This is a genomic window from Hymenobacter nitidus, from assembly GCF_020447315.1.
Classification (GTDB): Bacteria; Bacteroidota; Bacteroidia; order Cytophagales; family Hymenobacteraceae; genus Hymenobacter; species Hymenobacter nitidus.
Window position 1 is genome coordinate 632,081 of record NZ_JAJADQ010000001.1, and the last position, 21,111, is coordinate 653,191.

Annotated in this window: 16 protein-coding genes and 1 tRNA gene; 9 read left to right on the top strand and 8 right to left on the bottom strand. The window is 61.0% G+C overall.

Translation table 11 applies throughout. The features are described 5' to 3' along the window. Nucleotides 1–3 precede the first annotated feature (3 nt). On the bottom strand, nt 4–765 hold the full coding sequence (gene pyrF, locus LGH70_RS02720) for an orotidine-5'-phosphate decarboxylase (protein ID WP_226182438.1): 762 nt from the start codon (nt 763–765) through the stop codon (nt 4–6). A gap of 76 nt (nt 766–841) precedes the next feature. Further along, the gene (locus tag LGH70_RS02725; protein ID WP_226182440.1) at nt 842–1,687 is read right to left on the bottom strand and encodes a dihydroorotate dehydrogenase; all 846 of its coding nucleotides are present in this window, start codon (nt 1,685–1,687) and stop codon (nt 842–844) included. A gap of 1,047 nt (nt 1,688–2,734) precedes the next feature. On the opposite strand from LGH70_RS02725, the gene LGH70_RS02730 reads away from it, so the two are divergent. After that, the gene (locus LGH70_RS02730) at nt 2,735–3,307 is read left to right on the top strand and encodes a DUF4468 domain-containing protein (RefSeq protein WP_226182442.1); all 573 of its coding nucleotides are present in this window, start codon (nt 2,735–2,737) and stop codon (nt 3,305–3,307) included. 87 nt (nt 3,308–3,394) lie between these two features. On the opposite strand, the gene LGH70_RS02735 is transcribed toward LGH70_RS02730, so the two are convergent. The 3 genes from LGH70_RS02735 to LGH70_RS02745 all read right to left on the bottom strand — a co-directional run bounded on the left by LGH70_RS02735 (nt 3,395) and on the right by LGH70_RS02745 (nt 8,649). Continuing rightward, nucleotides 3,395–5,083: a bifunctional lysophospholipid acyltransferase family protein/GNAT family N-acetyltransferase gene (locus tag LGH70_RS02735; RefSeq protein WP_226182444.1), complete on the bottom strand. Its 1,689-nt coding sequence runs from the start codon at nt 5,081–5,083 to the stop codon at nt 3,395–3,397. Between the two features lie 358 nt (nt 5,084–5,441). Next, a complete protein-coding gene (locus LGH70_RS02740) occupies nt 5,442–6,323 on the bottom strand; it encodes a DNA/RNA non-specific endonuclease (RefSeq protein ID WP_226182446.1) in 882 nt (293 codons plus the stop codon). A gap of 469 nt (nt 6,324–6,792) precedes the next feature. Next, nucleotides 6,793–8,649: a T9SS type A sorting domain-containing protein gene (locus tag LGH70_RS02745; protein ID WP_226182448.1), complete on the bottom strand. Its 1,857-nt coding sequence runs from the start codon at nt 8,647–8,649 to the stop codon at nt 6,793–6,795. 463 nt (nt 8,650–9,112) lie between these two features. Between LGH70_RS02745 and LGH70_RS02750 the strand changes: the two genes are divergently transcribed. The 4 genes from LGH70_RS02750 to LGH70_RS23505 all read left to right on the top strand — a co-directional run bounded on the left by LGH70_RS02750 (nt 9,113) and on the right by LGH70_RS23505 (nt 15,420). After that, nucleotides 9,113–10,489: a sigma-54-dependent transcriptional regulator gene (locus tag LGH70_RS02750; protein WP_226182450.1), complete on the top strand. Its 1,377-nt coding sequence runs from the start codon at nt 9,113–9,115 to the stop codon at nt 10,487–10,489. Nucleotides 10,490–10,511: 22 nt separating this feature from the next. Beyond that, entirely contained in the window at nt 10,512–14,069 is a 3,558-nt protein-coding gene (locus LGH70_RS02755) for a PAS domain-containing hybrid sensor histidine kinase/response regulator (protein ID WP_226182452.1), read from the top strand. Between the two features lie 33 nt (nt 14,070–14,102). Then, nucleotides 14,103–15,173: a flavin-containing monooxygenase gene (locus LGH70_RS02760; protein WP_226182454.1), complete on the top strand. Its 1,071-nt coding sequence runs from the start codon at nt 14,103–14,105 to the stop codon at nt 15,171–15,173. Between the two features lie 121 nt (nt 15,174–15,294). Then, complete coding sequence (locus LGH70_RS23505) at nt 15,295–15,420, top strand: hypothetical protein (RefSeq protein WP_262905201.1); 126 nt, start codon at nt 15,295–15,297, stop codon at nt 15,418–15,420. 90 nt (nt 15,421–15,510) lie between these two features. Here LGH70_RS23505 and LGH70_RS02765 read toward each other — a convergent pair whose 3' ends face one another. Continuing rightward, nucleotides 15,511–15,882 carry a T9SS type A sorting domain-containing protein gene (locus tag LGH70_RS02765; protein WP_226182455.1) on the bottom strand — a complete coding sequence of 124 codons (372 nt, stop codon included), beginning with the start codon at nt 15,880–15,882 and terminating at the stop codon, nt 15,511–15,513. Between the two features lie 176 nt (nt 15,883–16,058). Here LGH70_RS02765 and LGH70_RS02770 point away from each other — a divergent pair, with 176 nt between their 5' ends. The 3 genes from LGH70_RS02770 to LGH70_RS02780 are packed head-to-tail and all read left to right on the top strand — an operon-like array spanning nt 16,059 to nt 19,066. Continuing rightward, nucleotides 16,059–17,195 (top strand): NAD(P)/FAD-dependent oxidoreductase, encoded by a 1,137-nt coding sequence (locus LGH70_RS02770; protein ID WP_226182457.1) that lies wholly within the window; start codon nt 16,059–16,061, stop codon nt 17,193–17,195. A gap of 50 nt (nt 17,196–17,245) precedes the next feature. Beyond that, a complete protein-coding gene (locus LGH70_RS02775) occupies nt 17,246–18,358 on the top strand; it encodes a type III polyketide synthase (protein ID WP_226182459.1) in 1,113 nt (370 codons plus the stop codon). A gap of 6 nt (nt 18,359–18,364) precedes the next feature. Then, entirely contained in the window at nt 18,365–19,066 is a 702-nt protein-coding gene (locus LGH70_RS02780; RefSeq protein WP_226182461.1) for a methyltransferase domain-containing protein, read from the top strand. 9 nt (nt 19,067–19,075) lie between these two features. Here the strand turns inward: LGH70_RS02780 and LGH70_RS02785 are convergent, their stop codons facing one another. Together LGH70_RS02785 and LGH70_RS02790 are read right to left on the bottom strand one after the other, a co-directional pair. Beyond that, complete coding sequence (locus tag LGH70_RS02785; protein WP_226182463.1) at nt 19,076–19,981, bottom strand: histone deacetylase family protein; 906 nt, start codon at nt 19,979–19,981, stop codon at nt 19,076–19,078. Between the two features lie 72 nt (nt 19,982–20,053). Continuing rightward, nucleotides 20,054–20,128: transfer RNA gene (locus tag LGH70_RS02790), tRNA-Val, on the bottom strand. A gap of 200 nt (nt 20,129–20,328) precedes the next feature. Here LGH70_RS02790 and LGH70_RS02795 point away from each other — a divergent pair. Then, nucleotides 20,329–21,054 carry a porin family protein gene (locus tag LGH70_RS02795; protein WP_226182465.1) on the top strand — a complete coding sequence of 242 codons (726 nt, stop codon included), beginning with the start codon at nt 20,329–20,331 and terminating at the stop codon, nt 21,052–21,054. The last annotated feature ends 57 nt before the right edge of the window (nt 21,055–21,111 follow it).

Below are 21,111 nucleotides of genomic sequence, written 5' to 3' on the forward strand. Positions count from 1 at the left end.
TTCTTATGCCAGCACCGGCCGGAACCGGTTGATTTGCTCCACCAACTCCCGGGCGGCAGCCCCCGCATCAGTAGCCTGCCACAAGGCGCGGGAGGTATTTATCAACAAACCCGAGCCATCCGGCCGCAGACCAGCGCGCAACGTAGCCTGCAAATCACCGCCCTGGGCTCCTACTCCGGGCACCAGAAACCACTGCTCGGGGCTTAGGCTGCGCATGCGGGCCACGGCTTCGGCGTTGGTGGCACCTACGACCAAGCCGATACCGCCGTGCTCTTCATCCAGCTTACGGGCCACCTGGGCAGCACAGTCCGAGAGGTAGCCGCCACGGGTGAGGGCCACGTCCTGCAGGGAATGCACGGGCTTGTTGGAAGTTTTGGCCAGCACAAATACCATCTTACCGGGCCGGGCGAAAGGCACAATGGCGTCGTCGCCCATGTAGGGGTTCACCGTCACGGCATCGGCCCCGATGACGTCGTAGGCAAAGCGGGCGTAGTGGTCGGCTGTGTTGGCAATGTCGCCGAACTTGCCGTCCAGAATCACCGGAATGCTTTCCGGGATGCGCTGCACCGTTTCGCGCAGGAGCTTTACGCCATCTTCCCGGCTCAGAAAAAAGGCCAGATTAGGCTTGAAGGCCGCCGCGTAGGGGCTGGTCTGGTCGATGACTTCGGCCAGGCGGCGGGCTACCTGCTGGTCGTCGCCGGTGGGGTCGAGGCCCACGCAGAGCAGGGAGTTGGCGTACCGGGCGCGTTGGATGAGCTTTTCCATGAGACGGGTGGGAAATGGGAAAACTAAAAATAGGTGGAAGAAACAAAAGCGCCAGGGGCAGAATGGCCCGTTGCTACTACAGATTGGCCGGCACCAGATGACTGCACTCGGCAGCCAGTCGGGCCGACAAGCCGGGCTCCAGCCATTCACCGCTAGCCACCTGCACGGCAGTAGCGCCGCAGCGCAGATAGTCGGTGACGTGGGACTGGGTGAAGACGCCGCCGGTACCGAATATCGGCAGCTTGATGCGAGCGTCATGCGCCAGCTCCCACACGCAGCGCAGGGCCACGGGACGCAGCGCCTCCCCCGATAAGCCCCCCGCCAACGGCTCGGCGGTGGCATCGTCGGGCAGGTGCAGGGCTTTCAGCACGTTGGTGGCGGCCAGCGCCGTAGCGCCGCCTTCCTGGGCGCCCAGGGCCAGGCCGCGGATATGCTCGGGCCACGGCGGCAGCTTCACCACGATGGCCGCAGCTGGACCCAGCTCGTTGCGCACGGCCTGGGTGGCTTCGCGCACAAACTTGGCGTTCAGCTCGGCTCCTTTTTCGGTGTCGGGCTGGGCAATGTAGACTTCGACGCCGGCAATCTGGGAACCGACTTCGCGGGCCAGGAAGCGGGCAATTTTGCGGAAGCCGGGAATGCCGGGGGCCGTGATGCTGACGAATACCGGCACGCCGTAGCTGAGCAGGTGGGGCAGGTGCTCCTGCACCAGAATTTCGGCGCTTTCGGTACGCATATTGGTGGCGTTGAGCAGGGTTTGCTCATTCACCTGCCAGATGCCTTCCTCGTAAAGCCCGGGCTTGGGCTCCATCGTGACGGTCCGGGTAAAGATGGCGCCTAGCCGCTCGTAGCCGGCCCCATCCAGCTGCCACGGGGCAGCCGCCAGGCAGATGGGGTTTTGCAGGGTGAGGGTTCCTAGTTGCATGATTTGCTCGTTTAAAAGAAAGATGCCATCCAGAGCTGACGAAGGTACTCTAAGCCAGGGACGGCAGCCTCTTTTTTCACCAAAAACCTACCGCGCCCTTACTCAGAACTTCCTCCGCCAGCTCAGGACGGCAGGTTATATTTTTCCTGCGGCTGCTATTTGAAAGGCCGGTCCGCCGTAACATGCAGAGCGCCCGGTAGTAGCCGCGCGCCGTTCAAAAATCAACCAGATGACGCTGTTTTGGTTGCCCCTTGGGCTTCGTGCTCAGGTTCACGTGGCGGGTGTTGGCAGGAGCGGCGGCTACCATCAGTTGGGCGAGGGTGGTGTCGTTCATGAGGGTTTACCAGTATGGGTGAGAAGAGCTTAGAAGACCCTTAGGCGCAGGCTATTCCTACCCCGCCGGCCGAACCGACCGGGCATAAAAAAACCGCTTCGGAAACCGGAGCGGTGCACGGGACAAAAGCCAGAAAAACGGAAAAGCCAACGGGGAAAACGACCTTCCGATCATCTCGCAGAACATTCTCAGGGAAGGTTCCGCGCTCCATCAAATGTTGTTGACTGGGGTGAAGCACGTCGCAAAAGTACTAATTGTTACCAGCGCCACTCCGGGGGTAACATTAAGTTTATGTTACCATAATGTTACGTCGCACACTTTACCGGCCGCTACTCATTATATATAATAGTTGCACAAACACATGAATCTCAAAGAATTAAAGTTTACCGAAATTTAAAATACAGGTTTTACCGGGGTTCCGTATCTTTGCCCAACCTTAACAAAAGTCAAATCTATTGCTTAAGTATATAAACATCTTTACCTCACAAAGTACAATATCAATTCATAAACTTTCGTTGTTGTTTTTTGGTGAGAGCCCGGTCAAGATGAGCTATGCAGTAAGTAACCCTGATTTCTGGCACAATATTGATGCTCATTACGGGCCAGGCTTTTTTCCGGCAGCTCCTGCTCACTACCTTAAAGTTCAACTGTAGTACCACCAAGCTTCTTTGCTTCTGTTATATTTTTACTACCACTTTGATTTCGCTGCTGTCATGAAAAAAGTGCTGTTTGGATTGTTGTTGGCCGGCCTGATGTCTACTACTCAGGCGGCTGTTGCTCAGAGTGGTTCCGGGCCTGCCGTTAGCTATACCGAAACCGTGCTGGCAGCGGAGATTGGCAAGGAAATCCTGTTTCGCCGCGCCCTCGACTGGACGGAAAACCACTTTTCGTACGGCCCCAAAACGGGGGCTAAGTCGGACGCCGCCGCGGGCACGGTGCGCGTAACCGGTACGGGCAAAGTGACGCCGGTAGCTACCAATGGCAAAGAGCTGACCCGGGTTATCCGCTTCGACTTCGTATTCCGGGCCACCGATAAAGGCTACGACTACAGCGTCGGCTCCTTCCGCGTCATTCCCGACCCACAGAAGCCCGAAGAGACGATGATGCTCAGCGACTACATCGCCCAGCTCGCCACTGAGAAGGGTAACGGCAAGACCTTCAACGACCGGCGCGTGACGGCCCAGGCCAACGCCTTGGCCAGTGAGGCCGCCATGAGCTTCCGCTCCTTCATGAACACGATGCCGGCGGCCGAAGAGAATACTGTCGGCATTCCGGCCACCGAGTAAGAAGTAAACTACTCTGCAAAACCTAAAAAAGGCTCCTGGCAAACACCAGGAGCCTTTTTTGAACCTGTGCGGCAATAGCCGGGCCGGCTACCGCGCCAGCAGGCCTACCGTGCGGGCGGGCAGCTCGCGCGCATCCAGCACGATGAACCCATCCAGGGCATTGCTGAAATTGGGGTCCACGTTGAAGGCGAGCAGGCGGGCATTCTGCTTGAGGTAGTGGCGTAGCATTACTGGAATTCCGGCCCCGCCGGGCTCGAAGGTGGCAATAAGCCGGTGGAGGTCCTGCACGCTACCCAGGCCCGTTTGCAGCGTAGCGGGGCTTTCGCGGGCATCGAGGGGGCGGTAGCGGAACTGCTTGCGGGGCTTTACCAAAGCGGCCAGCGCGGGTTGAAAGTAGTGGGCCGTCAGAAAATCGACCATCACGGCCCGCGACACGCTCGAAAACCGGTTGCTGATGCTGACCGGCCCAATCAGGTAGCGGTACTCCGGGTGGCGGGTCAGGTATTCGGCAATACCCTTCCAGAGCAGGGCCAGGGGCTGATTCTGCTTCTGGTACTCGACCCGCACGAAGGAGCGGCCCAGCTCCAGCGACTCGGCCAGGAACGGCTCCAGTGCTTTTTTCATCCGGAAAAGGGAGTGCAGGTAGAAGCCACGCCGCCCGTGCCGCCGCAGAATCACGCGGCCCCGGCCAATGCGGTAGGCCCCAACCAGCTGGCCGGCGGCGCGGTCGTAGAGAAACAGGTGCCGGTAGTACTCATCGTAGGCATCGAGGTCGAGGGGCTGCTGGGTGCCTTCGCCCTCCCGCCGAAACGTCAGCTCCCGCAGCCGCCCTATTTCGCGCAGCACATGGGGCGCTTCGGCCTGGCTGGCAATGTACACTTCCCAGCGCCCCGAACGCACCAGGCACCGGGACGGACGGAGCGCGGCAATGTCGGCGGCAATGCGCGCCGCATCGGTTTCGGCCACCACTGCCGGCGCCGTCAGGGTGTCGTCGGGTCCCGCGGCGGCTATACCGGAGCCCAGGGCAAAAACCCGGGCCCGCACGTAGGCCAGCCGCTCGCAGGGCGCCAGCTGTCCCAGCAGCACGGGCTGAATCGGCTGGCCTATCCGCACCCGAATGGTCTGGCCCCGCTTGTTGAGCAGCTCGGCCGGCAGGCGGGCCGTACGCAGCCAGGGGTGCAGCATGCCCAGTAAGCTAAAACTTTCACTGTTGTGCCCGCTAAGCCACACCGGTACGACCGGCACGCGGGCCGCGCTCAGCAAACGGCCCGCCGTGGGGTGCCACTGTGCTTCGGTGGCGGGCCGGAAAGGCCCGGGCCGGCTGGCCACTTCCCCGGCCGGAAACAGGCCAACGGGCACCTCGTTGTGCAGATAGCGCAGCATATGGCGCACCCCGGGCACATTGCGACTGACCGTATCTGGCTCGGGGCTTACCAGAATAAGGTGGTTGGCCAGCTGGGGCAGCAGCGGGGCCAGCACCTCGTTGGCTACCATCCGGAAGTCGGGTCGCACCTCGGTGAGCACGTAAAGCAGCACTAGGCCGTCGAGCAAGCCGCAGGGATGGTTGCTCAGGGCCATGAAGCTGCCGGTGCGGGCTATGCGGCGCAGCTCGGCGGCATCATAGTCGAGCGTGATATCCAGGCTGCGCAACAGCATACCGATGTAGTCGCGGCCCCGCAGGTGGGCGTGCTGCTCGTGCAGCTGCTGCAGCTCCCGCACCTGTACCAGCGGGTTGAGGACCGGCCGCAGCAGCTCAAAGGCGCGGCGGCCTGCCAAGGATGAATGCGAAAAGCTGGAGGGAGCGGAGAAATCCATCGGCGGGAGGCCGGGGGCCATAACTTGGTTGGGCACCGGGGCTTCACAAATTTCACCAGCAGATATTGGGTGAGCGTTGCCGGGAGGTTATGAATTCGTTATCAGCATAGCACAGAGAAAGCCGCGTTGCAGCGCGGCTTTCAGGCACTTATCACCTTTTCACTTCCTCTTTGATACTGCTTGAGTAAAGGATAGACAACTAGTAAGAGCTGGCAATAAGGGCCTGAACAGGCGGGACAGCACAGCTACAATATAGCGAAAATGCCCTGACAGCCAACCGGCCATCAGGGCATTTCTCGGAATGATTTACCCGCTATTCTCAGCTCGTCGGACCGCTGTCGACGCGGGCCTCGATGGTAGCCTGCACCGTGGAGGAAACGGCCGACAGGATGTTGTAGCCCGTGGCGCTTTCGATGGCGTCGACCGACGTGCGGTAGGTGCCCCAGGTAGTACCCACCGACTGGTCGTTGGGCGTGTTGATGGCAATAACGCGGGTGGCGGTGGTAACGCGGCTGGCGTCCGAAGAACCCTCGGGCAGTACCACGATTACCTTCCAGCAGCGGGCGGGCACGGTTACTTTACCACTGGCAATGGTCGTCTTGTAGCCGTTCAGGCCGGTGCCGCCGGTGCCGTAGCTGCCGCAGATGATGTAGAGCTCATTGCCCTGGTTGATCAGGGTGCGGCAGTAGTTCTCAAGGTTGGCCCAGGCCTTTTGGTTGTTGTTGGCGGCCTGGGGCATCATGTTGGTCATCAGGAACGTGGCCGAGTTGTCGGCTACCGAGCCGGTGCGGTCGGCTGAAGGGCAGTTATGGCCCCGGTCGAAGCCCGAGCCGGTGTAGCTGCTGCTCGTGGCCCGGAACCAGCCCGTGGGCAGGGTCGCGTCGGCGGCAAAATTGTCCTGCCGGGGCGTACTGCCCACCCAGGCACTGCTCAGGTGCCAGCTTACCCAGTTCGGAATGCCCCGGTCGCGGTGATACGACAGCGCAAACTGCGACTTCGACATCAGGTAGTTGGTGTAGTTGGTGGTGCTGGTGGTAGCTCCGCTGGGGTTACCCATGGTCAGGTGACTGTCCCGGGTGGCATCTAAACTCTGTGAAACAGCAGTGGGAGTGCTGGGCGCAATGGCTTCGTCTTTAGAACACGAAACGGCCAGAGTGCCAAGTAGGCCCAAGCTGAGCAAGCGGTAGAGGGTACGCTTCATTCGGAAGAGGTTTGGATGGGAGAAAAGAAAGGAAAGAAAGACGGATGAACGGGCTGAAAACCGGGTGCAAAGATGCCGGAGCCGGTATCCAGTTGTGTTACCGAAATATTACCATTTATACCCCCTCAAACAAATCCATTTTTATCACTTTATTATTTTATCGGGTATTCTATTGCGTATTTCTCAATAAAACCCACCGTACTGCCACCAGAGCCATTATTACAGGTAAGCAGCGTGTACAAGCACAACATAATTTTATACATACTTAATCCTGTATATATCCACTTTATGAAACTTATACCACTGCTTTCAGTATACAGCCGGCTTTGGTCGGAAGGTCATTACTCAAATCAAATGCATTATAACAAATCCTAGAATGACTTTCACGCAAAAGCCCCGCCACAGGGAGTGGCGGGGCTTTCAATAACGAGGAGGTCAATGGCTCCGGCAGCTCAGTTCACGGGCCGATCTAGCGCCCGGCAACTACCAGCTTCTGGCTGGCTACCCGCTGACCATTGCCATCGAGCAGAACCACGTGGTAAAGCCCGGCATTCAGCGTAGCGGTAGACAGCTGCACGGTACGCTCCGTAGCAGCCACGGTACGAACAAGCTGGCCCAGCATGGTGTAGACCTGCACTTTAGAGCCGGCAGCCGGAGCCGTAGCCAAGGCTACTTCTACGGTGCGGGTGCCGTTGGCCGGGTTCGGGAACAGCTCCAGACCGCGGGTGCCGGCGCTGAAGCCGCGGGCCTCGGTTTCGCCGCCGCCACCGCCGCCACCGGGAGGCGTCACGACGGGAGGACCTACTACCGCTGGGAAAGCGGGGCTAGGATCTTCCGCGAAGGCGTAGTAGATGCGGGCGTCTGAGAACAGGCCTACTCCGCCACTCAGCTCCAGCTCAACCCAGTCGAAATCCTGCTTGGTCAGGAAAGAAACTACGCTGCGGTTGTCGTTGATCAGGCTCAGGTCGAGCAGGCTGGTGCCCGAAGCCGACTCTTCCAGCTGCGTGCCGGTAGTGCCCGAGTAGGTGTTGATGCGGATGTTCTGCAGCAGCGTGGTGTTGAGCAAGCCTTTGTTGGTGCGCAGCACGATGCCCGCCCGGTTGCCGGCTTTGCCTTCGCCATTCAGGCGCAGCTTCAGCTTATAAGTACCCAGGGCCAGGATGGGGAACTGCACGCCGGCATAGTCGCCGGGCGTAAACACGTTGTCGGCGGCCTTGGCGGTATTGTAGGAGTTGCAGCCAACGCAGAGCAGGCCGTTGGCCGCTTCCTGGTACTCGGTGCCACGTTGGGGCGCTGTGAAGTTCGACAGCACCGGCGTCACGTCGCGGAAGGCGCGGGGCTCGATGCCGAAGCCGTAGTAGACGTTCAGGTTGTTGAGGACGCTCACCAGAGCACCCTGCGTGATTTCCACCTGGTCGAAGGCCGTCTTCGACTGGAAGCTCACCTGGTAGCGGTCGTCGGGCAGCAGCGTGAGGCTGAGCAGGTCGGCACCCTGGCGGGTTTCCTGCAGCTCACCGTTCAGGTAAGTGCGCAGCTGCAGGCCGTCCAGCACGTTCAGGTCGACCACGCTGCTGTTGCCAACCACGAAGCCAGCCTGGTAGCCGATGGGGGCTTTACCTTCGAGCTTCACCTTCAGGGCCGTAGTGCAGGCATTTACGCCGGCTACCGTCGTGAGCGTGGCGAAGTTGTTCAGGTCAGTGTCAACGGTGTTTTCGGGATTGGCCACGCCAGTACCGACGCACACCGCGACCGGGCTGCCACCACCCGAGCGCACCACAAAGTCGCCGGCGGCGGGGGTAGCGCTACGCGACAGGTAGCCCACGGCCCGGTTGAGCTGGGTAGCGCCCGGTACGGCGTAGGCATACAGCACACGTACCGTATTGATGCCATTAACCAGGCCGCCAACCGACAGCTCAATTTTATCGAACGCCTTGCTCGACAAGAACTCAATGCCGTAGCGGCTGTCGGACAGCAGCGTGGTGCTTACCAGCGCATCGCTGCCCTTCACTTCCTGCTGGGGAATGCCGTTCAGGGAGGTGCGCAGAGTGAGGGTAGCCAGGGTGCTTACATTCAGCAGGCTGCCGGTGCTGATTACCATACCGGCCCGGTAGCCGGGCATGCCGGCTCCGCCGGCCAGGCGCAGCGTCAGCGAAACGTCGCCACCGACCAAACCCAGCGAGTTCTGGACAATGGCATAGTTGTTCAGGTTAGTATCGGCGGCCCGCTCCGGGTAGGCTACAAAGCAGCCCAGGCATTGGCCCGCATCATCCGTAGAACTCAGCAGCCGGTTTGAATTTACGGCGTGCGTTGAGTTATATACGGGCACGTTGAAAGTGGAATAATAGGCCGATCCACTTTGGGCTAAACCAGTGAAACCAGCTAACAGCGCCGGCAGGCAGGCACCAAGAGCACGAATAGGGAAGCGTAGAGAGTGTTGCATAGAAAGTGGAATCGTGGAACTGCTCAACCGACTGGCAGCTGACCGATTGTTGGCAAGAGGTTTGCCAATCGACAGCCAAACGTGCAACTATCTATAAATCAGACAATTATTAATATAATATTTTTACAATACTTTCCCAATCATAGATTGCACTTCCCATTTTTGGAATTTTTGGCTAAACCCGTTTTTAAGCCTAAATTCGCCCATTCAATGGATAAAATTTAATCTACTACTACATGATTACCCTGAATTAATTGTACATTTTTTATTTTCCGCTCATTTCTCACTTTGATACAACAGACCAGCTTTCTTTCCGTAGGAAGTAGTCCCCACCGTTCTAGTCATGCCTATGCCGACTTCTACCATTATTACTATTTTTATTGTTGAGGACAATGCCTGGTACGGCGAGCTGCTGGAGTACCGGCTGGCCCAAAACCCCGACCACCATATCCGCCGCTTTACCACTGCCCAGGCTTGCCTGGATAGTCTGGCAGATAAGCCCGACCTGATTACACTCGACTACTCCCTGCCCGACGGCTCGGGCGACGAGGTGCTACGGCTGATTAAGGAGCGGCTGCCGGAAGTGGCCGTTATCGTTATTTCGGGCCAGGAAGACGTGCGCACGGCCATTGGGCTGCTGCACCAGGGCGCCTACGACTACCTGGTGAAGGACGAGGAAACCCTGGACCGGCTCTGGAACTCGGTGGGCAACTGGCGTAAGCAGCTGCTGCTCCGGCGCGAAAACGAGCAGCTACGCAAGCAGATCAACAACAAGCACGACCAGCAGCGCGCCATTCTGGGCGAAAGCCCGCAGATCCAGCAGCTTTTTGCCCTGATCGACAAAGCCGGCCGGGCCAACATTTCGGTATCGATAAGCGGCGAAACCGGTACCGGCAAGGAGCTGGTGGCCAAAGCCATTCACTCGCGCTCGGAGCGGCGCGATGCTCCATTTGTGGCCGTCAACGTGGCCGCCATTCCGGGCGAGCTGCTGGAGAGTGAGCTGTTCGGGCACGAAAAAGGCGCTTTTACCGGGGCCATCAACCGGCGCATCGGCCGGTTTGAGGAAGCCCATAAAGGCACGCTTTTCCTCGACGAAATCTCGGAGCTTGACCTGAGCCTGCAGGCCAAGCTGCTGCGGGTGCTGCAGGAGCGCGAAGTGGTGCGCGTGGGCGGCAACACCCGCATTCCCTTCGATGCCCGCCTGATGGTAGCTACCCACCGCGACCTGAACCAGGAAGTGAAGGAAGGCCGCTTCCGCGAAGATTTATATTACCGGCTCCTGGGCCTGCCCATTGTGCTGCCGCCCCTGCGTGAGCGGGGCCACGACATTCTGCTGCTGGCCGACTCTTTTCTGCAGAACTTCTGTCGGCAGAACGGCATGACGATCTGCACGCTGTCGGCGGCGGCCCAGAACCGGCTGCTACAGTACCACTTTCCCGGCAACGTGCGCGAACTGAAAGCCGTGGTGGAGCTGGCCGCCGTGCTGGCCGAAGGTGAGGTGATTCAGCCCCAGGACCTCTCGCTGCGGGGCGAGCAGCCGGGCAGCGCCCTGCTGGAGCTGCCCGAGCCGGGCCCCGACGAATCGTTGCGCAGCCAGACGGCCGCTATTGTGCAGCGCTACCTGCAGCACTACCAGGGAAATATTATGGAAGTAGCCGCTCGCCTGCAAATCGGGAAGTCTACCATTTATCGTATGGTTCAGAAAAAGGAGGTTCAGCTTCCCTGACCTGCAACCAAGCGTAAGGTATATGACTTCACTGGCTTACCGGCACCTGCGCCGTCGTTTGCAACATGCCCAGCGGCAGCAAATGGCCGCGCAGCTTGAGCTTCAGACCCTACGTGCCCAGACGGAGCAGCACCACACCGCCGCCAGCAAGCAGGCGGCGGCCCTGCTCCAGACAGTCAGTACCGGGCTGCTCATTGAAAATCAGCAGGGCATTGTTACGCTCAATGAGCGGCTGAGCCAGTTGCTGAAGCTGCCGGCCCCGGGCATGACCTACGTGGGCCAGCCTAGCCGGGACGTGCTGACCCAAGCGCCTTTTGCCAACGCCGCTACCGCTCAGGCCCAGATGCAGGCCGCCGTAGCGGGCCAGGCGCAGGTGAAAGGCCTGCTGCAGGAACTCACCAACGGCACCGTGCTGCAGGTGGATTATCTGCCCGTGGTGCAAAACGGGGAAACCATACTGCACCTGTGGAGCTACGAGGACGTGACCCGGCAGCAACAGACCCAGCAGCACGTTCAGGAACTCTCGCGCCTAGCCGAGCAGTGCCCCCACCCCATTATCTGCTTCACCCACAGCGGGCAGGCCCGCTACGCCAACTCCGCCGCCCAGACGGTGCTGCAGATCCTGGAAAGCCCGGCCGAAGCCGCCTGCCGCCAGGTGTTGTGCGACGAAATCAGGGCGGCGCTGGCCGAGCGGCAGCCCCACGTGTACGAATACAGCCTCGGCCCGGCGCGCTACCTCTGGACCATTGCCCCCCTGCCGCACCAGGAAGGCGTCAACGTGTACCTCACCGATATTACGGCCCGCTACCAGGCCGAGCGCGCCCTGGAACACAGCCGCCTGTTTGCCCAGCGCATCAACGACACCATTCCCAACCTGGTGCTGCTGCTGGACCTGGAGGAAAGCCGGCTGCTGTACTGCAATTCGCAGAGCCAGGGTCTGCTGGGCTACTCCGAGGTGGAAATGGTGGCCTTGGGCACCCGGGTACTGCCCACTTTTTTGCAGCCCGACGACCTGCGCGCCATCCTGCAACGGGTGCCGGAGCTGCAGTGCACTGCCGACGGCCAGACCCTGGAGTCGGAGTACCGGGTGCGGCACCGCGACGGGAGCTGGCGCTGGATGAAATTCAAGAGCACGCCCTTCCGGCGCCACCCCGACGGCCGGGTGCGCCAGATGGTGGCCAGCGCCGAAGACGTCACTACTCGGCGCTGCATCGAAGCCCGCCTGCGCCAGAGCCAGCTATTTGTGGAGCGCATTGCCAGCACGGTGCCCAACCTGATATATATTTTCGACATTGAGGAGGGCCATAACGTGTACTGCAACCAGTTCGTGGAGCAGGTGCTGGGCTATTCCGAGGCCGATTTGCAGTCGATGGGCTCCAGCCTGCTAGCCCAGTTTGCCCCGCCCGACCAACTGCTGCTGCTGCTCGACCATTTTGCCCAGATAGCGCAGTGTGCCGACGGCGAAACCCGCTCCCTGGAGCTGTACCTCTGCCACCGCGACGGCAGCCTACGCTGGCTGCGGCTCAACAGCACCCCGTTTGAGCGCAATGCATCAGGAGAAGTGAAGCTGGTGCTGGGCGCGGCCGAGGATATTTCGCACTGGAAGGCCGCCGAGGAGCAGCGCCTGGCCACCAACCGGCGGCTGGCCGAGCAAAACCACCTGTTTCGCCAGGTGATTGACACCACGCCCCACCTGGTGTACCTTAAAGACGGCGACGGCAACTACCTGCTGGCCAACCAGGCCACCGCCGACCTCTACGGCCTGAGCGTGGAAGACGTGACGCACACCACCACCACGCGCCTGCCCATTGCCGCTACCGACGCGGCCCGCTACCTGCGCGCCGACCGTCGCGTGATAAACACCCAGCAGGAGGTGGTTACGGAGGAAACCTTTACCCGCCCCACGGGCGAAGTGCTGTGGTTTCATAGCATCAAGCGGCCTTTCCGGCTGGCCGATGGCACCGTCCGGGTGCTGGGCGTCGACAGCAACATTACGGACCTGAAGAAAACCCAGCACGCCCTGCGGCTGGCTAAGGAAACGGCCGAGGAGAATGCCCAGGTCAAGCAGGACTTTCTGGCCAACATGAGCCACGAGATTCGTACGCCCATGAACGGGATTCTGGGCCTGGCCGAGCTGCTGCACAAAACTCCGCTCAACGAGCGCCAAAGCCAGTACCTGAGCCACATCCGGCACGCCTCGGAGCAGCTGTTAGTCGTGATAAACGATATTCTGGCCATAGCCGAGCTGGGCGCGGGCAAAATCAGGCTGGAAAACAGGGCCTTCGACCTGCGGGAAGTGCTGACGGCCAGCTGCCAGCTGCTGCTGCCCAAAGCCACCGAAAAAGGCATAGCGCTGGAGCTGGAGCTGCCCCCGGCCGAGGAGCCCACCCTGGTTATCGGCGACCCATACCGGCTGCGGCAGATTCTGCTAAACCTGCTCAGCAACGCGGTAAAGTTTACCGACCGGGGCCAGGTGCGCCTTAGCTGCCGCCGCCTCAGCACCCCTGCCGAGCCCCCGACCTTCGAGTTTGCCGTCAGTGATACGGGCATTGGCATTCCGCCCCACCAGCTGGAGCAGGTATTTGAGGCCTTCACCCAGGCCACAGCCAGCACGGCGCGCGAATACGGCGGCTCGGGTCTGGGTTTGAGCATTTCCCGGGGCCTGGCGGAGCTGCTGGGGGGCAATATTCAGGTGGAAAGCCACGTGCAGGTGGGCAGCACTTTCCGCGTCACGCTGCCCTTCACCCGCACCGATTCGTTGGCGCCCGTGGCAGTGCAGCCCCCCAGCCCGGTGCCGGCTTTTCCTAGTCTGGGCCCGCGGCGCATTCTGCTGGCCGAAGACAACGCCGTAAATCAGCTGCTGGTGGAAGCGCAGCTGCGCGGCTGGGGCTGCCAGGTCGACATTGCCGCCACCGGCCGGGAGGCGTGGCTGCTGTTTCAGCAGCGGCCCTACGACGCCGTGCTGATGGACATTCAGATGCCGGGCCTCGACGGGGTGGCTACCACCCGCCTGCTGCGCGAGCATCCCGACGCGCAGCGGGCCGCTACCCCCATCATTGCCCTCACGGCCCACGCCATGCAGGGCGAGGCCGAGCGTTACCGGGCCGCGGGCTTCGACGGATATTTGTCCAAGCCATTTCGGGAAGAGGAACTGTTCCGGACGCTGACTCAGGTACTGGCCCGCCCTCACCCTGCTGCCGGGGCGCCGCCACCCACCCTGGCCGAGCCCGGTGTGGCCTACAACCTGAGCGGCATTCGGCGCATCGCGCACGGCAACGAAACGTTTGTAAAACGCTTAGTGCAGGTATTTATCCAAACTACGCCCCCGATTATCACGGAGCTGGAGCAGGCCTTGCAGCAGCAGAACTGGGCCCGGCTAAGTGCCACGGCGCATCATTTGAAAAGCTCTTACACCGGCCTGCAGATCCAGCCCCTGAGCGACGCCGTGCGCCGCCTCGAAGCCGTAGCCCACGACCCGGGCCCGGCCCTGCCCGAAATTCAGGAGCTGGTAACCCAGGTCCGTACCCTGACGACGGCGGTAATTGTGCAGCTGCAGCAGGAATTTCCCACGGTCGGCTAAGTACCTTTGCCCGCCGCCACCTCTGCTTTTGCCATGCCTCCTTCCCCTGCCGTTTCCATTGATGCTGTTGTTATCGGGGCCGGCCAGGCTGGGCTGGCGGCGGCCTACTACCTGCAGCAGCACGGCCTGCGCTTCGTGGTGCTGGACGAGCGGCCCGCCGTGGGCGACGTCTGGGCCACGCGCTACGACAGCCTGCGCTTGTTTTCGCCGGCCTGGGCCAGCGGCCTGCCGGGCTTTCCCTGGCCGGGTAAGCCGCTGCGCTACCCTACCAAAGCAGAAGCTGCCGACTACCTGCAACGCTACGCGGCTCACTTCAATTTTCCCTTGCAGTTGGGCCAGCGCGTGGTGCAGGTGGCGCCGCTGGCCGAAAACCAGCCCGGCTACAGCGTGCGTACCGCGGCGGGGCAGCACTTCGAAGCGCGCCTGGTTCTGGTGTGCACGGGCGCTTTCAATGCGCCGCGCCTGCCCCTGTTCAGCCCCGAGCTGAGTGCCGGCGTGGTGCAGCTGCACAGCAGTGCCTACCGCCGCCCTGGGCAGCTGCCCGGCTCGGGGCCGGTAGCGGTGGTGGGCAGCGGCAACTCGGCCCTGCAGATTGCCGCCGACCTAGCTACCACGGGTCGGCCGGTATACGCGGCCTATAACGAGCAGACGCCGGCCCTGCCCAACAACACAGCCATGTGGGTTTTTCTCAAAGCCACGGGCATGCTGCGCGTGTCGCGGCACACCGCGCTGGGCCGGCGCCTGCTGGGGCGCCCCGAACCGGTCGTCAGCGCCGACTTGGCCCGGCTGCGCACGTTTGCCAACGTGCAGTTTATCGGCAAAGCCCTGGGCACAGAGGCTGGCAACAGCCTGCGTGGGCAGCAGGTTACTACGCCCGCCCTGGAGGCCGTGGTGTGGGCTACGGGCTACGGGCCGGACTTCAACTGGATTCAGGTGCCGGTGTTTGATGCGGCCGGTGCGCCCCTGCACCACCGGGGCCTTACCAGCGCACCGGGCCTGGCTTTTCTGGGGTTGCCCTGGCTGAATACCCGCGCTTCGGCCCTGATGGGAGGCGTAGGACCCGATGCCCGCTACGTAGTAGAGGCTTTATTGAAAAAGACATAATTATATAGAAACCCAATGCCAGTTTTTAGGGTTAGCTTAGCAGTAACCAATCGCAGGTGAACAACAATAGTCGTTGCTCGTTTCCGCAGGTTGAATTTGTATTGTTCCTAATACTGCTCTTATGTCTTTGCTCATTTTCAGCGGACTGGCCCTGGCCACTGCACTCATCTCTTTGAATGTTTTCACCAACAAGCAGGAGCGGCTCCAGCCCATCCCGGTTCGGGTCCGCTCGCGCAACCGCGAATAAGCGTTGGGTAATGTCGCCCTGGCATTACACAAAAAAAGCAGCCCCCAGCGGGGCTGCTTTTTTTGTGGCATAGTGTACAAAACCTAGGTGCTAGCGGATAACGAGCTTGCGCATTTCGCTGGCGTTTTCACCTTCCAGCTTCACGTAGTAGAGGCCGCTGGCAAACTTGCTTAAGTCCAAGGTCTTGGGACCGTTTAATTCGGTGATAGCCTCGCGGTAGATAACGGTGCCGATGACGTTGAGAATGCGCAGCTCCAGGCGGCGGCCCTCAAAGCCATTGATGGCAATATGGACGATACCGCTGCTGGGGTTGGGATATACCAGAAACGACTTTTCATCGGAAACGCGCGAAGGCCCGGTAGGACGCACGGTGGCCTGAGCTGCCGCCGTGGGCAGAGTGCTGCGGACGAAACCGAAGCCGAGCACCAGTAGTAAACAGAAAAAGCGTAAGCGTTGCATCATAGCGTACTGTAGGGTGGGACGAAAGCCTGCCAGATAGTTAAGTAGATTAACGGCCGGCTCTCAATTAGGTTTGCAAAGATAATACGGAATATGCATTAGAGTTACGAAATATAACTACGCACTGATAAAAGATTTGTGTTAGCCCTGTTTTCCACCCCTTTACTACCCGAATTAAGTTGGACGTTCTCATTATTGGTGGCGGCTTGGGCGGGCTCACGGCCGCCCTGGATTTGCGGCAGCGGGGCTACGCGGTGGCCGTGGTGGAACGCAAGCAGTACCCGTTTCATAAGGTGTGCGGCGAGTACGTATCCAACGAAGTGCGGCCTTATCTGGCCCGGCTGGGCGTAGACCCGGCGCCTTTGCAGCCGGCCGCTATTTCCCGGTTTCTGCTCAGCTCCCCGGCCGGCCGCACCCTCTCCTGCCCGCTCGACCTGGGTGGCTTCGGGGTGAGCCGCTACGCGCTGGATTATTTCCTGTTCCGGGCAGCCGAGGCGCGCGGGGTGATGTTTTATCAATCTTCCACGGTAAGCGGGGTGAGCTTCGACGAAACGACCCAGCGGCACATGGTGCAGCTGGCCGACGGGCAGCAGCTGCCGGCGCGCGTGGTTCTGGGCGCCTACGGCAAACGCGCCAACCTGGACCGGCAGCTGCAGCGGGCCTTTTTTCAGCAACGCTCCCCGTATATCGGCGTGAAGTACCACCTGCGCCTCGACTTCCCGCGCGACACCATTGCCCTGCACAACTTCGCGGATGGCTACGCGGGCCTCTCGGCCATTGAGGACGATAAATACTGCTTCTGCTACCTGACCACGCGCCAGAACCTGAAGGCCCACGGCACCATTCCCAATATGGAGCAGCAGGTACTGGCCCGCAATCCGCACCTGCGGGCCGTGTTTCGCGACGCGGAGTTTCTCTACGACCAGCCCGAGGTCATCAATGAAATATCCTTTGCCCCAAAAAAGCCCGTGGAAAGCCACGTGCTGATGTGTGGCGACGCGGCCGGGCTGATAACTCCGCTCTGCGGCAACGGCATGGCCATGGCTATGCACGGGGCCGAGCGGGCTGCCGCTCACATCGACCGGTTTTTGCGCGGCCACTATTCGCGCCCGGTCCTGGAGGCCGCCTACGCCCAAGACTGGCAGCAGCATTTCGGGCCGCGCCTGTGGGCGGGGCGGGCCGTGCAGCGCCTGTTTGGCCGGCCTTTGCTGAGCGAAGTAGTGGTGGGTGGCATGCGCCACTGGCCCGCCGGCGTGCAGGCCCTGATGCGGCGCACCCACGGCCTGCCGTTTGGGGCTGAACAGGCCGCCGATTAGTTTGTTGGCCTCCTAAGCCGAACCACCGGCAATTCCGTATACTGCCAGCAATGACGAGCTACCTCTGTGCCATTGGCACCGCTACCCCGCCCCACCGTATTCCGCAGCCGCAAATTGCCACCTTCATGGCCGAGGGCCTCCAGCTCGACGCGGCTGACACGCGCAAGCTGCGGGCGTTGTACCGGGTTACGGGCATCGCGCAGCGGCACTCGGTGCTGGCCGACTACGGACGCACCAACGGCTCATTCGACTTCTTTCCCAACACCCCCGACCTGGAGCCGTTTCCGACGGTGGGCCAGCGTATGACGGCCTACCGGCAATACGCGCTGCCGCTGTCGGTGGAGGCGGTGCAGAACTGCCTGCAGCAGGTGCCGGAGGTAACGGTGGCCGATATCACTCACCTGATAACGGTGAGCTGCACGGGTATGTACGCCCCAGGCCTCGATATTGAGCTGGTCGAACAGCTAGGGCTGCGCTCGAACGTGCGCCGCACCTGCGTCAACTTTATGGGCTGCTACGCGGCCTTCAATGCCCTGAAGGTAGCTCAGGCCTTTTGCCTGGCCGACCCTACGGCCAAGGTTCTGCTGGTGTGCACCGAGCTGTGTACCATTCACTTCCAGAAGAATAAGGAAGAAGACCATCTGGTGTCCAATGCCCTGTTTGGCGACGGCTCGGCGGCGGCGCTGGTGCAGGCCCAGCCGGCCAAAAGCGGCTACAGCCTCAGCCTGGAGGCATTTCACTGCGAGCTGGAACCCGATGGCCGCGCCGATATGGCCTGGCACATCAACGACTTCGGGTTTGAAATGACGCTGTCGTCCTACGTTCCAAAAATGATCCAAAAGGGTATCCGGCAGCTTACCGAAAGCCTGCTGCATAAGCTACCGGTCAAGCTCAAGGATATTCACGCCTTTGCCATTCACCCCGGTGGGCGCAAGATCCTGGAAACTATTGAGAAGGAGCTGGGCCTGACCACCCACGACAACCGCTTTGCCTACAACGTACTGCGCGACTACGGCAACATGTCGTCGGCCACGGTGCTGTTTGTGCTGCGCGACCTGCTCGCCTCCCTCACGCCGGCTGAGAGCGAAGCGCCAGTGCTGAGCTTCGCCTTCGGGCCGGGCCTGACGCTGGAAGCCATGCTGCTGCAGGTTCACTTTGCCTAGCCTGCCATGCCCGATCTGAGCACCCGCGCCACGGAAGAGGAGCTGATGGACGACCTATCGTTGGCCTCCGACGCGCTGCGGCAAAACCTGGACGAGCTGGAAACTATCAATACCTGGCTGGGTGGCTACCGCGTGGTGCTCGATGGGCTCAGCCGGCTCCGCTCCCGTTTCCCCGCGGGCCGGGCCCTGCGCCTGGCCGACCTGGGCAGCGGCGGCGGCGACACGCTGCGCCACATTGCGGCCTGGGCCCGCCGCAAAAGCGTACCGGTGGAGCTGGTTGGTATCGACGCCAACGCCTTTATGATTGCCTACGCCGCTGAAAAAGCTGCCAGCTTTCCGGAAATCAGCTTCGCTCAGCAGGATATCTTTTCGGCGGAATTCCGGCGGCAGCACTTCGATATTATCACCTGCAGTCTGTTTTGCCACCACTTTTCCAGCGAAGCCCTGGCCCTGTTGCTGCGGCAGCTGAAGGCGCAGGCCCAGATAGGGGTTATTATCAACGACCTGCACCGGCAGCCGCTGGCCTACTACAGCATCAAGTGGCTTACGCGCCTGTTTCGGGGTTCTTACCTGGTGCAGAACGACGCGCCGCTGTCGGTGGCCCGCGCCTTCACCCGGCGCGAGTGGCAGCAGATTCTGGCCGCGGCTGGCATCGAGCAGTATACCTTGCGCTGGTGCTGGGCCTTCCGCTGGCAGGTTATTTTCTAGGCTGAACTGCTAGCCGTACAGCTCGGCCGCTAGCCGGAAAGTATTGACGTGGGCCTCCACGATGTCGGCGATGCGCGGCGAGTAGCCCCCGCCCATGCACACGACCACCGGCATGGCATGCCGGTGGCACAGGCGCAGCACCAGCTCGTCGCGGCGGCGGCAGCCTTCCCGGGTTAGGCTCAGATGGCCCAGCTTATCGGTAGCCAGCACATCCACGCCAGCCAGGTAAAACACGAAATCGGGCTGCACCTCGTCGAGCAGGCGCGGCAGGGTTTCGCCCAGCAGCTGCAGGTAGGCCGCATCGTCGGTGCCATCGGCCAGGGGCACATCCAGGTCCGACTGCTCTTTGCGGTGGGGGTAGTTGCGGGCCCCGTGCATGCTGAAGGTAAAAACCCGCGGCTCGTGCCGGAAAAGCGCGGCCGTGCCATTGCCTTGGTGCACATCGAGGTCCACAATCAGGATCTTGCGGATTCCTGGCTCGTGAGCCAGCAGGTAATTGGCCGCCACGGCCTGGTCGTTGAGCAGGCAAAACCCTTCGCCCCGGTCGGCAAAGGCATGGTGGGTACCGCCGGCAATATTGAGGGCAATGCCGTGCTGCAAGGCCCGACGGGCACATTCAACGGTGCCGTGCAGAATAGTGACTTCGCGCCGGATCAGCTGCTCGGACCACGGAAAGCCGGTGGCGCGCTCCTCCTGCCGGGTGAGTTCTCCGGCCACCAGGCGCCGGTAATACTCGGGCTGGTGGGTGCGCAGAATCTCGGTTTCGGCCAACGGCTCGGGCACAAACAGGCTGGCTTCCGTGATGATGCCCTCGCGCAGCAGCTGTTCGGGCAGCAACTCATACTTGAGCATGGGAAACCGGTGGCTATCGGGCAGCGGGTGGGCATACAGCGGAGCCCAGGCAATGGAGAACATAGCAAAAGGCAAGGGCCGAAAACAGAAATAACTGCCTTGCGGGCAGTTATTCTGACATTATTGCGTGAAATGTGGGACATACTGGGCTCGAACCAGTGACCCCTACCTTGTCGAGGTAGTGCTCTGAACCAACTGAGCTAATATCCCATCAAACACTCTGGCGGCGGCCGGAAAGCGCCAAAGATACGGGCTTCCGCGGTTCATCCTACTGCGGTGCCCAGAATTTTTTCGTCGGAAAAGCACTCGGGCGTAACCTTCTGCCCACGGGCAAGTATAGTCGCATACAAATGCCCGCCTGTACTTTACCAAGGCTGGCGGCCGTTTCCACCCCAGACCTCCATCTCTCCATGAAAAAACTCACCGTACTCCTCGCGCTTTCGCTTGGCAGCCTGTCTGCTTTCGCTCAGAACAATGACACTAACGGCCCTACCGGCCTGCGTTCCTCCACCGACTATGGCACCGGCACTTCCGACTCGCGCAACACGGGCTTCGGCATCAAGGGCGGCTTTAACCTGGCCGACGTGTATGGCGACGACAAAAAGAACTTTGGCAACGGCGGCAACTACAAGTCGTTCCACGCCGGTGTTTATGGCCAATACGGCTTCAACAACCGGCTTTCCATCCAGCCCGAGATACTCTACAGCCGCCAGGGCTTCGAGGGGAACTCCACCAAAACCACCACTACCGGTACTAGCTCCACCCAGGTAACCGTGAGTGAGCGTCGCCTGGATTACCTGCAGGTTCCGGTGCTGCTCGTGTTCAACATTCTGGACAACGTGAGCATCCATGCCGGCCCCCAGGTTTCGCTGCTGACCAAAGTAATGGAAGACGGCAAGGAGCGTAAGATTGCCGACGAAAACAACGCGCACGGCTACAGCTACAGCAGCTTCGACTACGGCGTATCAGCCGGGGCTGAAGCCCGCGTAGGCCCCGCCCGCGTGGGTGCCCGCTACACGGCCGGCTTTGCCGACGTCATCAAGGACCAGAACCTGACGGCTACGGGCAACAAGGCGCTGAGCGACATCAGAAACAGTGTTTTCCAGGTCTACCTGGGCATTGGCTTCACCCAATAAGCTCCGTTTGAGTGCTCATTTAAAACGAGGAAGTCTTTCGGGACTTCCTTTTTTTAT